Here is a 14,063-nt window from a genome sequence, read left to right as displayed (position 1 = left end):
CGCTGCAGCACTTATCTTCGAGGGGTTCGCGACGCGGCCCTTTCCGCCGACTCAGGAAGAGTAATGAACCAGAACTTTCGAAACTTCGCGCTTTGGGCGATCATTGCCCTGCTGTTGATCGCTCTCTTCCAGCTGTTTTCGAACGGCACGCAGAGCGCGAATTCGCGCGAGATTCCCTACTCGCAATTCCTGACGGACGTCGATAGCGGACGCATCCAGTCGGTCAATATCCAGGGTCAGCGGATCAGCGGCAAGTTCAGCGATTCCTCGACGACCTTCCAGACTTACGCTCCGGAAGATCCGCAGCTGGTGTCGCGGCTCGAGGGCAAGAACGTCCAGATCAACGCCAGCCCGCCGGGCGACAACTCCAATCCGATTTGGTCGATGCTTCTGTCCTTCGGGCCGATCCTCCTCATCCTGGGCGTGTGGATCTTCCTCATGCGCCAGATGCAGGGCGGCGCAGGCGGCAAGGCGATGGGCTTCGGCAAGTCGAAGGCCAAGCTTCTCACCGAGGCCCATGGCCGCGTGACCTTCTCCGACGTCGCCGGCGTCGACGAGGCGAAGGAAGACCTGGAAGAGATCGTCGAATTTCTGCGCGAGCCGCAGAAGTTCCAGCGTCTCGGTGGCAAGATCCCGCGTGGCGTTCTGCTCGTCGGCCCTCCCGGCACCGGCAAGACGCTGCTCGCGCGCTCGGTTGCGGGTGAAGCGAACGTCCCGTTCTTCACGATCTCGGGTTCGGACTTCGTCGAGATGTTCGTCGGCGTCGGCGCCAGCCGCGTCCGCGACATGTTCGAGCAGGCCAAGAAGAATTCCCCCTGCATCATCTTCATCGACGAGATCGACGCCGTCGGCCGGCACCGCGGCGCGGGCCTTGGCGGCGGCAATGACGAGCGCGAGCAGACGCTGAACCAGCTCCTCGTCGAGATGGACGGCTTCGAGGCGAACGAAGGTATCATCCTCATCGCCGCGACCAACCGTCCCGACGTGCTCGATCCAGCGCTCCTGCGCCCCGGCCGTTTCGACCGGCAGGTCGTCGTCCCGAATCCGGACTTCACCGGCCGTGAGAAGATCCTCAAGGTCCATGTCCGCAACGTGCCGCTCGCGCCGAATGTCGATCTGAAGACCATCGCAAGGGGCACGCCCGGATTTTCCGGCGCCGATCTCGCCAATCTCGTCAACGAGGCGGCTCTGATGGCCGCGCGGCGTTCCAAGCGCCTCGTCACCATGCTGGAATTCGAGGACGCCAAGGACAAGGTCATGATGGGCGCCGAGCGCCGTTCTATGGCCATGACCGAGGAAGAGAAGAAGCTGACCGCATATCACGAGGCCGGCCACGCTCTAGTCGGCATCCACGAGCCGTTCAACGACCCGCTCCACAAGGTGACGATCATTCCGCGCGGCCGCGCCCTCGGCGTGACCATGAACCTGCCGGAGCGTGACCGCTACGGCATGCGCAAGAACGAGATGGAAGCGCGGCTTGCGATGATCTTCGGTGGCCGGGCCGCCGAGGAGATCATCTACGGGCCGGAGAACGTCACCACCGGCGCCTCCAACGACATCCAGCAGGCGACCAACATGTCGCGGGCGATGGTCATGGAATACGGCATGAGCGACAAGCTCGGCCGGCTGCGCTACAAGCAGAACCAGGACGAGGTGTTTCTCGGCCATTCGGTGGCTCAGCAGCAGAACATGTCCGAGGAGACGGCGCGTCTGATCGATTCGGAAGTGCGCGAGATCATCGAGACCGCCGAGAACAAGGCGCGCAAGATCCTGACGGATCATATCGACGAGCTGCATCTCATCGCCAAGGCCCTGCTCGAATACGAGACGCTGTCAGGCGACGAGGTGCACGACCTTCTGGCCGGGCGCCCGCTCACCCGCGACATGGGCGACGACACGCCCCCCTCGCGCGGCTCCGCGGTTCCCAAAGCCGGCCCGCAGCGCCCGGCGCGTGGCGACGGCCTCGAGCCGCAGCCGACCTGATCGCGATGCGAGCTTGCGACGAAGAAACGGCGACCCATGCGGTCGCCTTTTCTTTGCATGACGGGCTCCGGCAACCATCCGGTGATCGTGAAATTTGCGTTTCCTTCAAGAACTGTCAGTCATATCGGTCAGTCCCGGGATTTCGGTCTCGGCAGTTGGAGGCGCCGGAGCATTGGCCGGGAAGATCGGTAGCGATTTTTCAGACGCACGGTGCGCCGATTTGAAAGACCTGCGGCCCCGTTGTGCGTCCGCAAGGACGCAGGGGCGCTCTAGGGCGTGACGGGCAGGGGCTTTGCCGCTGCCGAGCGCTCGGAACGCACGTGAAGAGTAAGGACCCCATGGCCAAGAGTTATTTTGGAACCGATGGCATCCGCGGCACAGCCAACCGCCATCCGATGACGGCCGAGGTCGCGATGAAGGTCGGCATGGCCGCCGGGATCGTCTTCAGGCGCGGCAACCATCGCCACCGCGTCGTCATCGGCAAGGACACCCGCCGTTCCAGCTACATGATCGAGAACGCCATGGTGGCCGGCTTCACCGCCGCCGGCGTCGACGTCTTTCTGCTCGGTCCGATGCCGACGCCGGCCGTCGCCATGCTGACCCGCTCGCTTCGGGCCGACATCGGGGTGATGATCTCGGCATCGCACAACCCGTTCGAAGACAATGGCATGAAGCTGTTCGGGCCGGACGGCTACAAGCTTTCCGACGAGATCGAGGCCGAGATCGCCGGGCTGATCGACGAGGATCTTTCGACGCGAATGCCGATGGGGGCGGATATCGGCCGGGCCAAGCGCGTCGATGGCGACATCTATCGCTACATCGAATTTGCCAAGCGCACGCTGCCGCGCGACCTGTCGCTCGAGGGCATGCGGGTTGCGATCGACTGCGCCAACGGTGCCGGATACCGCGTCGCGCCGGAGGTCCTGTGGGAGCTCGGCGCCGAGATCGTGAAGATCGGCGTCGAGCCGGACGGGGTCAATATCAACCGCGATTGCGGCTCGACGGCTCCCGCCACACTGATCTCGAAGGTGAGGGAGGTGCGGGCCGATATCGGGATCGCGCTCGACGGCGATGCGGACCGGGTTCTGATCGTGGACGAGAAGGGCGACATCGTCGATGGCGACCAGCTGATGGCGGTGATCGCCGAAAGCTGGGCCGATGACGGCCGCCTCTCGGCCGGCGGCATCGTCGCGACGATCATGTCCAATCTCGGGCTCGAGCGCTTTCTCGAGGCCAGGAAGCTGCAGCTTGCCCGCACCAAGGTCGGCGATCGCTACGTGGTCGAGCACATGCGCCAGCACGGCTACAATGTCGGCGGCGAACAATCCGGCCACATCATCCTGTCGGATTTTGCAACGACCGGCGACGGGCTCGTCTCGGCGCTCCAGATCCTCGCCGTCGTGCGCCGCAAGGGTCGCCCCGTCTCGGAGGTCTGCCGGCGCTTCGAACCGGTCCCGCAGATCCTCAAGAACGTGCGCTATCGCGAGGGCGAGCCGCTTCAAAGGGACGCCGTGCAGAACGCCATCGCGGCAGGCCGGGACCGGCTCGGCAATGGCGGCCGGTTGGTGATCCGCCCGTCGGGGACCGAACCGCTGATCCGGGTCATGGCTGAGGGCGACGACGCAGTCCTCGTCAACGCCGTGGTGGACGATATCGTCGGCGCCCTGAGCACGGCGGCTGCCTGAAGCCCGCGACAGGGACACCCGTCACGGGTGCCCGATAGGCGGTCGAATTCGCGGGCCGGTTCGTCCATAAGGTCATAGATCGAGCCCGGTGACGATCCGCCGTTCTCCAGGCGCGCGGCTTAGCGAAGACCTCATGGTTCGGGGCGCTCTCCTGCCGGAATCTTCAGGATCGCCGGCAGGTCTTGGCCGGCTGGCATCTTCAGGTTGCACCATGCCCTTCTGGCGCGCGAAAGTACCTGTGCCGCATTTTCTTACCAAGATGTAATATTCGCTGCCGCAAGGCGGTAACACCTTACGTTTCTATACTTTTACCGCGAAAGTGTCGCCCGCCTGGCAGCGCGTTAATGATCGTTGTCACATAAGCTTTACAAAGCAGGCCCATGGGACCCGGGCGCATCGGCGACCGGGCCGGCGACGGCGGCAGGCTCATGGTCCGCTGCCGGAAGGTCTGATCCCGGCACGATGCGGCGTGTGTTGGTTGGTCCAGGGTCTCGTCTTGGTCGGTCTTTCCGGAATCTCGGTTCGGCATCGTGCGGCGGCACGCCGCGCCGGCGCGATTTCGCATCGTCCGGGCTGGAGGGGCCGTCCCCCCGGGCCGACGAGCCGCGTCCGTCCAAGGGACCGCGGCGGCCATTTCCGAGCATCCGGCTTTGGATCCTCGATCATCCCCTCTCCAAGGAGACTTCCATGTTGAACCGCCTCATGACGACGGCGCTGTCCGCCGCCGTTCTCGCCGCCATCGGCTTTGCCTCGGTTGCGCAGGCCGCCGACATTTCCGGCGCCGGCGCCACCTTCCCCTATCCGATCTATTCCGACTGGGCGAAGGCCTACAAGAAGAAGACCGGCACGGGCCTGAACTACCAGGCCATCGGTTCGGGCGGCGGCATCAAGCAGATCGAAGCCAAGACGGTGACCTTCGGCGCGTCCGACAAGCCGCTCGGCGGCGACGAGCTGTCGAAGAACGGCCTCGTGCAGTTCCCGACCGTGATGGGCGGCATCGTACCGGTCGTCAACATCAAGGGCATCAAGCCGGGTGAACTCGTTCTCGACGGCAAGACCCTCGCCGAGATCTACATGGGCAAGATCACCAAGTGGAACGATCCGGCGATCGCCAAGCTCAACAAGAAGGCCAAGCTCCCGGATGCGGCGATCGCCGTCGTCTACCGCTCCGACGGTTCGGGCACGACCTTCAACTACACCACCTATCTCGCCGACGTCGACCCGGAGTGGAAGGACGAGGTCGGCGTCAACACCTCGGTCGAATGGCCGGTCGGCGTCGGTGCCAAGGGCAACCAGGGCGTCGCGGCCAATGTCGAGCAGACGCAGAACTCGATCGGCTACGTCGAGTACGCCTATGCGCTGCAGAACAAGATGACCTACACCGACATGATCAACAAGGCCGGCAAGCGCGTCGCGCCGAAGTCATCCGCCTTCGCAGCCGCCGCCGAAAATGCCGACTGGTCGAGCCAGCCCGGCTTCGGCGTCATCCTGGCCAACCAGCCCGGCGCCAAAACCTGGCCGATGACCGCGGCCACCTTCATCCTCATGCATTCGGATGCCGAGAGCGCGGCGAATTCCGCCGAAGCGCTGAAGTTCTTCGACTGGGCCTATGCCAAGGGCGACAAGATGGCCCTGAAGCTCGACTACATCCCGATGCCCGACAAGGTCGTCAAGGAGATCGAGCAGGAGTGGCGCGAGATCAAGGCTGACGGCAAGCCGGTCTACGAAGCCAAGATGTAATCGCCTTCCTTCGAATATCGGCGGGGACCTCTCGGGGGCCCCGCCATATCTGTATTTTTACGATCGAGGAGCAGCCATGAGTCTGGCGATCGAAGGCAATCGGCACGGGCGAGCATCCGGTTCGGGCGGGATCGACGCTGACAGGATCTTCCACGGTGTCACCTTCGGCGCGGCCGCCATCGTCCTCGCCGTCCTCATCGGCGTCTTCATCTCGCTCTTGGTCGGCGCCTGGCCGGCGCTCAGGACGTTCGGCCTCGGCTTCTTCGTCACCGAATCCTGGAACCCCGTCACCGAAAAATTCGGCGCGCTGGCGCCGCTCTACGGCACGCTGGTCACCTCGCTCATCGCCATGCTGATCGCCGTTCCGGTCGGCCTCGGCATTGCGATCTTCCTGACAGAGACCTGTCCGCGCCCGCTCCGCCGGCCGATCGGCATCGCCATCGAGCTCCTCGCCGGCATTCCTTCGATCATCTACGGCATCTGGGGTCTGTTCGTCTTTGCGCCCTTCATGCAGACGGTGGTCCAGCCGGCCATCATCTCAACCCTCGGCGCCATCCCGGGCATCGGCTTCCTGTTCTTCGGCCCGCCCTACGGCATCGGCCTTCTGACATCGGGGCTGATCCTCGCGATGATGATCGTCCCGTTCATCGCCTCGACCGCCCGCGAGGTGTTCCTGACCGTTCCGAGCGTCCTGCGCGAGGCGGCCTTCGGGATGGGCATGACCCGCTGGGAGGTCAATCGTTCGATCATCATTCCCTATGTGCGCAGCGCCCTCGTCGGCGGCACCATGCTGGCGCTCGGCCGGGCCCTTGGCGAGACCATGGCGGTCACCTTCGTGATCGGCAACGCCCACCGCATTCCCTCGTCGATCTTGTCGCCCGGAACGACGATCTCGGCGGCGATCGCCAACGAGTTCACCGAGGCTACCGCGGGCATCTACACCTCATCGCTGATCGCGCTGGGCTTCGTCCTGTTCGTCATCACCTTCGCCGTCCTGTCCGCCGCCCAGCTGATGCTGAGGCAAATGAAGAAGAAGGCCGGGGAGTAGCCGCCATGGAATCGAAACTCGCCAGACGCAAGCTCGTCAACACGGTGATGATGTCGCTGACGACGATGGCGGCCGCGCTCGGCCTCCTCGTCCTTGCGATCATCCTCGGCTACCTCTTCATCCGCGGCATCTCCTCCTTCGACCTGTCGCTGTTCACCCAGGATACGCCCGGACCACAGGAACCCGGCGGACTGCGCAACGCCATCGTCGGCTCGCTGATGATGACCGCCCTCGCCATGGCCATCGGCCTGCCGGTCGGCGTTCTCGCCGGAACCTATCTCGCCGAATACGGGCGGTTCTCGAAGCTCTCCTCGATCATCCGCTTCATCAACGACGTCCTGTTGTCGGCGCCGTCGATCATCGTCGGCCTGTTCGTCTACCAGCTTCTCGTCGTGACGCTGGGCCATTTCTCCGGCTATGCCGGCACGGTCGCCCTTTCCATCCTCGTCGTGCCGATCATCGTCAGGACCACCGAGGACGTGCTGCGGCTGGTACCGGACCAGCTGCGCGAGGCCGGCCTTGCGGTCGGGGTCTCGCGCTGGATGGTGATCCGCAAGGTGATCTATTCCTCCGCCCGGGCCGGCATCATCACCGGCATCCTCCTGTCCCTCGCCCGCATTTCGGGCGAAACGGCGCCGCTTTTGTTCACGTCGCTGTCGAACAATTTCTTCAGCTGGAATCTCAACGCGCCTCTAGCCTCGCTGCCGATCACCATCTTCCAGTTCGCGCTTTCGCCTTACGACAACTGGCAGGCTCTCGCCTGGGCCGGGGCGCTCCTCATCACCATAGCCGTGCTGTCGCTTTCGATCCTCGCGCGGCTCCTGACGACGAAGAAAGAACGGGCATGAGCGATCTCCTGACCACGGAACTGGCCAAACACCAGGCCTATGAGGCCGAGAAGGCCGCGCACGAGAAGGCGAGCATGGAGGCGGTGAGGGCCCGGATCGATGTCCGCGACCTCGACTTCCACTACGGCCAGTTCCACGCCCTGAAGAAGGTGTCGATCGCCTTTCCCGAGAAAAAGGTGACGGCGATCATCGGCCCTTCCGGCTGCGGGAAGTCGACGCTTCTGCGGGTGCTCAACCGGATCTACGACCTTTATCCGGGCCACCGGGCGAGTGGCCAGGTGATGCTCGACGGCGACAACATCCTCGACCGCAACATCGATCTCAACCGGCTTCGCGCCAGGGTCGGCATGGTGTTCCAGAAGCCGACGCCGTTTCCCATGTCGATCTACGACAACGTCGCCTTCGCGCTCAGAATGAACACGAGGATGAGCCGGGCCGAGATCGACGAGACGGTCAAGTCCTCGCTGAAGAAGGCGGCGATCTGGAACGAGGTCAAGGACAAGCTCCACACCTCCGGCCTCGCCCTATCCGGCGGCCAGCAGCAGCGGCTTTGCATCGCCCGCACCATCGCCACGCGGCCGGAGGTGATCCTCTTCGACGAACCGGCCTCCGCCCTCGATCCGATCTCGACGGGTCAGGTGGAGGAGACGATCACGGAGCTGAAGAAGGACTTCACGATCGTCATCGTGACCCACAACATGCAGCAGGCGCAGCGCATCAGCGACCGCACGGCCTTCATGTATCTCGGCGAACTCGCCGAATATGGCGAGACCAAGCAGATCTTCGAGAATCCGAAGCAGCAGCGCACCCGGGACTACGTGGTCGGCCGCTTCGGGTGATCGCCGAAGTCGCGGCGTTTCGGCTTTGCGGCGGGGTGTGCTCCGATGTCCGCGCAAGACCGGTCGGCCGCGCTGAAGCGATATGGCTCCGACGTCGCGATCGGGACGCGCTCCGTGACAGGACTGGATGCCGAATGGTTGTTTGTGAAACTGAAGTTCAGCGCAGTCGTAATCCTTTAGCCGGGCAAGATATGGTAAACAGATTATGGCCCGAAACCATCTGTTAACCAATCCGATTTACCGTGTTCCTTGAGGTCACCCGATCCGGTGACGCCCATTGCGCCGACCTCAACGGAGACGACACTAATGAAGAAACTGCTTTTGACGACCGTCGCCGCGGTTGGTGCCTGGTCGATGATTGCCCCTGGAGCGTATGCAGCCGACATTCTCGAGCCGGTCTATGCTCCGCCGCCGCCGCCAGCTCCCGTGGTTCAGACCTCCGGCTGGTATCTGCGCGGCGATGTCGGCTATAATTTCAAGTCGAAGGGTAGCGGCTACTACAATTTCTGGAATCCGGGCGACAGTCCTGAAGAGACTTATGACGACGGCTGGACCCGGGGCATCGATAACACCGAGCACTACGACGACATAACCTGGAAGGGCAGTGCCAATTTTGGCGTCGGCGTCGGCTATCGCGTCAACGACTATTTCCGCACCGATCTGACGCTCGACTACTTCCGTACCGGCGTCAGCGGCTCCAGCAAATGCGCCTATCTCGTCGAGATCAACCCGGCCTACGGTCCTCTCGACCCGACCGACAACAACTGCCGCTACGACGATTCATCGCATGCCTCCGTCTGGACTGCGATGGCCAATGCTTACGTGGATATCGGCACCTATGGCCGGATCACCCCCTATATCGGCGCGGGCCTCGGTTTCGCCCACGTCAAATATGACGACTTGAACAATACGATTTCCTGTGGCGGCAGCCCGTGTGGCACGGAAGACGACGTCTACCGCGGCGTCCATCCGGGCGAATCGTCCTGGCGGTTTGCCTCCTCGCTCATGGCCGGTGCAACCATCGACATCACGCAGCAGCTGAAGTTCGACGCCGGCTACAAATACACCCGCATTTCCGGCGGCAAGGCGTTCGGCTACGACGAAGATGACCGGTCGAACGGCGCAAGCGGTGTCCAGAGCCACGACAACGGCTTCAACGTCCACACGGTCCGTGCCGGCCTTCGCTACGAGTTCGGCGGCGGCGCCGGCTTGGGCTTCGGCAAGGGCAAGGGGCCCGAGCCGGTCTACGCGGCAGAGGATTCGGTCTATGCCGAGCCGGCTCCGATCTATGCCGAACCTGCCCCGGTCTACAAGTAAGTGACCCGGCAGCGGGCGAGGGGACGCAAGGTCTTCTCTCCCTGCCCGTGAACAGAGCTGATTGCCCGTCCGGAGATCGCTCCGGGCGGGCAATTGCCGTGATCGCCACCCGGCGCATCGGCCTCGACGTCACCATCCGTCAGCGTGATGTCACGCGGTCCGGCCGTCTGCGGCGACCGGCGAACAGCCGCCCGCGACGACGGCGCTTCGGAGCATCATCCTCGAAGATCGAGCCGTCATCGTCGCCGTCCGGCATCTTCTCCACGGCGTGGAGGCCCGGTCGCGGTTTGACCAGGGGCTCGGGCGTGACGACCTTCGTCGTCACCATGTCGCTGCCAGCATAGATGCCCTCGGCCTCCTGCAGCTTCAGCCGGGCGTTGTCGCGGCCCCGGACATCCTCGACGATGCGGCTGGCGAGCTCTTCCTCGACGCCGAGTGCGCCGATGGTCGCGCCGCCGAAGGACAAGGCCGATTCCACCGTTTCGCGGATCTCGTAATCGACGCCGCGCGCCCTCAGCGACAAGGCGTGGCTGCGGTCGTAGGAGCGCACGAAGAGCCTGACATTGGGAAATTCCGAGCGGATCATGTCGACCACGCGGTCGGTCGTCTCCCGCTTGTTGGTGCAGACCGCGACCAGGCCGGCCTTGCGGATGCCGGCCGCCTCCAGCACGTCCTTTCTGACGCCGGAACCGAAATAGATGCGAAAGCCGAATCGCTCGGCCGTGCGGATGCGATCGACGGAGGAGTCCAGGATGGTCACGTCGATGCCGCTCGACAACAGCACCTGGGCGACGATCTGGCCGAAGCGGGAGAAACCGACGAGCAGGACTTCGGACCCGGCGCCGTCGAAAGTCTCCTCCATTTCCTCTTCGTCGTCGGGCCGGTCGAGCCTGCGGCCGAGCCATGTGGAGAGCGGCGTCAGAACCATCGATAGGGAGACGATGGCGATGAGGATCGACGACGTCTCGGCCGGGAAAATCCGATTGGCGGCGGCAGCCGAGAACAGCACGAAGCCGAACTCGCCGGCCTGCGACAGGAGCGTTGCGACCCGCAGCGACAGGCCGTGGGATTCACCGAAGAGCCGGCACACGCCGTAGAGCATCGCCGCCTTGGCGATCATCATCAGCGGCGCGACGGCAAGGATGATCGGCCAGGACGTCTTCAGGACTTCGAGGTCCAGCGACAGGCCGACGCCGATGAAGAACAGGCCGAGCAAAAGCCCGCGGAACGGCTCGATATTGGCCTCTAGCTCGTGGCGATAGGAGGAATCGGCCAGAAAGATGCCGGCGATGAAGGCGCCCATCGCCATCGAGAAGCCGGCCTCCTGCATCAGCATCGCCGATCCCAGAACGACGAACAGAGCCGCTCCGAGCATCACTTCGCGCGCGCCGGCAGACGCCATCAGCCTGAACAGCGGATTGAGCAGGAACCGGCCGGCCAGGATCAGCGCGACCAACGCCGAAAGCGAGATAAGGATCTGCGTCGGCGAGATTTGCGCGTCCTCGCCGCCGGGGCCAAGAAACGGCAGCATGGCGAGAAGCGGCACGACGGCGAGATCCTGAAACAGCAGGACCGAGAATGCAGCCTGACCGTGGCGGGTATTCGTCTCGCCGGCCTCGTCGAGGAGCTGGATGCCGAAGGCGGTTGAGGAGAGCGCCAGCCCGAAGCCGACGACGATCGCCGAGGGAATATCGAGGCCGACCGCAAGCCAGCCGATGGCGGCAAGAACGAAGCCGCTGACCATGACCTGGGCAAGGCCGATCCCGAAGATCTGCTTGCGCAGCGCCCACAGCCTGTCGATCCGCAGTTCCAGGCCGATGATGAACAACAGGAAGACGACGCCGAGTTCGCCGACGGACAAAATTTCCTCGCCCTCGCCGATCAGGCGGAGCACCGGGCCCATGACGATACCGGCGGCGAGATAGCCCAGAACGGTGCCAAGACCGATGCGCTTGAACAGCGTGCCGGCGACGATGCCGCCACCAAGCAGCAGGATCACTTCGAGGAAAATGGCGCTTGATCCGTGTTCCACAGGCGGGCACTCGTTCCTATGTGAGGGGCTGGTTTGGACTGTTCGCCATTATAGCAGGTGGCGACGGGGCGGGCAGCTTGCGTTGTATGCGCCGCACAATAGATAGTCCCACGGAAAAGATCAGTAGGCGAAGCGATGGATGAGGATACGAGGCGGCTGACGAACACCGCCGAACGGCTGATTGCGGCGGCCAGGAAAGCCGGCGCCGACGCCGCCGATGCGGCGGTTGTGCGCTCCTTCGGCCGCGGGGTGCAGGTGAGGCTCGGCAAGGTCGAGGACACCGAGAGCTCCGAGAGCGAGGATCTGGCGCTGCGCGTCTTCGTCGGCCAGAAGGTCGCGACGGTCTCGGCCGACGTTCATGCCGATATCGACAGGCTGGCCGAGCGCGCGGTGGCGATGGCGAAAGTCTCACCCGAGGATCGTTACGCCTCGCTCGCGCCAAAGGACCGGCTCGCTCCCAGCGATGGCCTCGATCTCGATCTTTATGATCCGACGAGCCTTGCCAGCGAAGCCATGGTCGAGCAGGCGCTTGCCCTGGAGGACGCGGCGAGAGCCGTTTCGGGCGTCACGAATTCCGGCGGAGCGTCGGTCTCGGCCGGCGCCAGCGGTCTCGTTCTCGTCACCTCCGACGGCTTCGTCGGCGAGCGAATGCGCTCGGGCTTTTCCCGCTCCGTCTCGGTGATCGCCGGGGAGGGGACGGGGATGGAGCGCGACTACGACTTCGATTCCCGCATGCATTACGGCGACCTCGAGCCATGCGAGGCGATCGGCCGGCGGGCCGGCGAGCGCACGGTGCGACGGATCGGCGCACAGAAGGTCGCGACCGGCAGCTACCCGATCGTCTTCGATCCAAGGGTCTCCCGCGGCCTGATCGGTAGCCTGGTCGGCGCGATCAACGGGGCGGCGATCGCCCGCAAGACGAGTTTCCTGAAGGACCGGATGGGCGAAAGGGTGCTCCCTTCCTCCGTCACCATTCTCGACGAGCCGCTTCTGACGCGTCGCCCGGGCTCTCGCCCCTTCGACGGGGAGGGCGTGCGCGGCGAGACGATGGCGCTGGTCGAGGACGGAATCCTGAAGACCTGGATCCTCGATACGGCGACGGCGAAGGAACTTGGCCTTTCGACCAATGGGCGCGGCGCGCGCTCGTCCGGCGGGGTCTCGCCGTCCTCCTCCAACGTTTCCGTCAGCCCCGGCGAGATGACGCCGCAAGAGCTGATCGCCGAAACGAAAAACGGGATCTACGTGCACGAGCTGATCGGCCAGGGCACCAATCTCGTCACGGGCGACTACAGCCGCGGCGCCACCGGCTTTCTCATCGAGAATGGCGAACTGACGCGGCCGGTGTCGGAGTTCACCATCGCCGGCAATCTGAGGGACATGCTGCTTGGCCTGACCCTTGCCGACGATCTCGATACGCGCTTTTCGCTCGTCGCGCCGACCATGCGTGTCGACCGCATGACCGTGGCAGGGCATTGAGCCGATGAAGGAGTTCGCGGCCAGCCTCGATGACGATCTCGTCCTGCTGCGCGACGCGGCAAGACGCGCCGGCGAAATCGCCCTGGGCTATTTCCGCAAGGATCCGCAGGTCTGGTACAAGCACGGCAACTCGCCGGTCAGCGAGGCGGACTATGCCGCTGATCGCTGCCTGAAGGAGATCCTGGGCGGCGCAAGGCCCGGCTATGGCTGGGTTTCGGAAGAGATGCCGGCGGAGGAGCGCGAAGCCGAGCTGCGGCACCGGGTGTTCGTGGTCGATCCGATCGACGGCACCCGCGCCTTTCTGCGCGGCGAGGAATTCTGGTGCGTTTCGGTGGCGGTTCTGGAGCGCGGCGTGCCGGTTGCCGGCGTCGTATACGTCCCGTCGCGCGGGGAGACCTTCGAGGCGACGGCGACGGGGCCGGCGCTTCTCAATGGCAAGCCCTGTTCCGTCAGCGGCGCGCCGGGGAATACGCCGATCCGCCTGTCCTTACCCGATTCGATCCTGCGCCGGATCGCGGCGGCCGACCGCAGTGTGGTCGACGCCCTTCCGGTAATCCCCTCCCTTGCCTATCGGCTTGCGCTTGTGGCAAGCGGCCGCCTCGACGGCACGCTCATTCGCCCGCGGGCGAACGATTGGGACGTCGCCGCGGCAGATCTCATTCTCGAGCGCGCGGGCGGATTGTTCGAGGATGTCGACGGGCGGCGCTGGCGCTATGGCGAGGACCCCTCCGTCCACGGTGTGATGGTGGCCGGGGCCCTTGGCTTGTCGCCCCGCCTGCGCGATATCGCAAGAAATCTCGCCGCCTGATTTTTCACAGGCCCTTCTCAACTCCAGCAACAGGATCTGGCCCATGCAGGAAGAAAAACCCAAGCAGCTTCTCCATCTCGTCTTCGGAGGCGAGCTTTCCGACATCTCGTCCGTCCAGTTCAAGGATCTGGAGGGCCTTGATATCGTCGGAATTTTCCCCGATTACGCCTCAGCGCTCGCCGCATGGCGCAGCAAGGCGCAGCAGACGGTCGACAACGCCACGATGCGTTATTTCATCGTTCACATGCACAGGCTGCTCGATCCGCAGAAATGATCGGCGCAATGTC

The 14,063-nt window shown here is 64.3% G+C and carries 11 protein-coding genes; 10 read left to right on the top strand and 1 reads right to left on the bottom strand.

What is annotated here, in order from left to right; translation table 11 throughout:
* Window positions 1-63 precede the first annotated feature (63 nt).
* The 7 genes from ftsH to J6595_RS01195 all read left to right on the top strand — a co-directional run bounded on the left by ftsH (window position 64) and on the right by J6595_RS01195 (window position 9,460).
* The gene (ftsH, locus tag J6595_RS01225; RefSeq protein WP_209592633.1) at window positions 64-1,983 is read left to right on the top strand and encodes an ATP-dependent zinc metalloprotease FtsH; all 1,920 of its coding nucleotides are present in this window, start codon (window positions 64-66) and stop codon (window positions 1,981-1,983) included.
* A 338-nt stretch (window positions 1,984-2,321) separates the two neighbouring features.
* Window positions 2,322-3,668 (top strand): phosphoglucosamine mutase, encoded by a 1,347-nt coding sequence (glmM, locus tag J6595_RS01220; RefSeq protein WP_209592632.1) that lies wholly within the window; start codon window positions 2,322-2,324, stop codon window positions 3,666-3,668.
* A gap of 702 nt (window positions 3,669-4,370) precedes the next feature.
* The gene (gene pstS, locus J6595_RS01215; protein WP_209592945.1) at window positions 4,371-5,408 is read left to right on the top strand and encodes a phosphate ABC transporter substrate-binding protein PstS; all 1,038 of its coding nucleotides are present in this window, start codon (window positions 4,371-4,373) and stop codon (window positions 5,406-5,408) included.
* 76 nt (window positions 5,409-5,484) lie between these two features.
* Complete coding sequence (pstC, locus tag J6595_RS01210; RefSeq protein ID WP_209592631.1) at window positions 5,485-6,456, top strand: phosphate ABC transporter permease subunit PstC; 972 nt, start codon at window positions 5,485-5,487, stop codon at window positions 6,454-6,456.
* A gap of 5 nt (window positions 6,457-6,461) precedes the next feature.
* Window positions 6,462-7,304 (top strand): phosphate ABC transporter permease PstA, encoded by an 843-nt coding sequence (pstA, locus tag J6595_RS01205; RefSeq protein WP_209592630.1) that lies wholly within the window; start codon window positions 6,462-6,464, stop codon window positions 7,302-7,304.
* On the top strand, window positions 7,301-8,143 hold the full coding sequence (gene pstB, locus J6595_RS01200) for a phosphate ABC transporter ATP-binding protein PstB (RefSeq protein ID WP_209592629.1): 843 nt from the start codon (window positions 7,301-7,303) through the stop codon (window positions 8,141-8,143). Before pstA ends, pstB begins: the two co-directional genes overlap by 4 nt.
* Before the next feature lie 306 nt (window positions 8,144-8,449).
* Complete coding sequence (locus J6595_RS01195) at window positions 8,450-9,460, top strand: outer membrane beta-barrel protein (RefSeq protein ID WP_209592628.1); 1,011 nt, start codon at window positions 8,450-8,452, stop codon at window positions 9,458-9,460.
* A gap of 139 nt (window positions 9,461-9,599) precedes the next feature.
* Here the strand turns inward: J6595_RS01195 and J6595_RS01190 are convergent, their stop codons facing one another.
* The gene (locus J6595_RS01190) at window positions 9,600-11,492 is read right to left on the bottom strand and encodes a monovalent cation:proton antiporter-2 (CPA2) family protein (protein WP_209592626.1); all 1,893 of its coding nucleotides are present in this window, start codon (window positions 11,490-11,492) and stop codon (window positions 9,600-9,602) included.
* A 135-nt stretch (window positions 11,493-11,627) separates the two neighbouring features.
* On the opposite strand from J6595_RS01190, the gene J6595_RS01185 reads away from it, so the two are divergent.
* Genes J6595_RS01185 through J6595_RS01175 form a run of 3 tightly spaced genes read left to right on the top strand, consistent with a single transcriptional unit; the run spans window position 11,628 to window position 14,050 of the window.
* Window positions 11,628-12,968 (top strand): TldD/PmbA family protein, encoded by a 1,341-nt coding sequence (locus J6595_RS01185; protein ID WP_209592625.1) that lies wholly within the window; start codon window positions 11,628-11,630, stop codon window positions 12,966-12,968.
* 4 nt (window positions 12,969-12,972) lie between these two features.
* Window positions 12,973-13,776, top strand: coding sequence for an inositol monophosphatase family protein (locus J6595_RS01180; protein ID WP_209592623.1), 804 nt, complete (start codon window positions 12,973-12,975; stop codon window positions 13,774-13,776).
* A 43-nt stretch (window positions 13,777-13,819) separates the two neighbouring features.
* Window positions 13,820-14,050, top strand: coding sequence for a DUF4170 domain-containing protein (locus tag J6595_RS01175; protein ID WP_209592621.1), 231 nt, complete (start codon window positions 13,820-13,822; stop codon window positions 14,048-14,050).
* The last annotated feature ends 13 nt before the right edge of the window (window positions 14,051-14,063 follow it).

The organism is Jiella mangrovi, from assembly GCF_017815135.1.
In the GTDB taxonomy this organism is placed as follows: Bacteria; Pseudomonadota; Alphaproteobacteria; order Rhizobiales; family Rhizobiaceae; genus Jiella; species Jiella mangrovi.
Note: the sequence above shows the minus strand (reverse complement) of the source record. Positions and strands in the feature narration are given on the sequence as shown.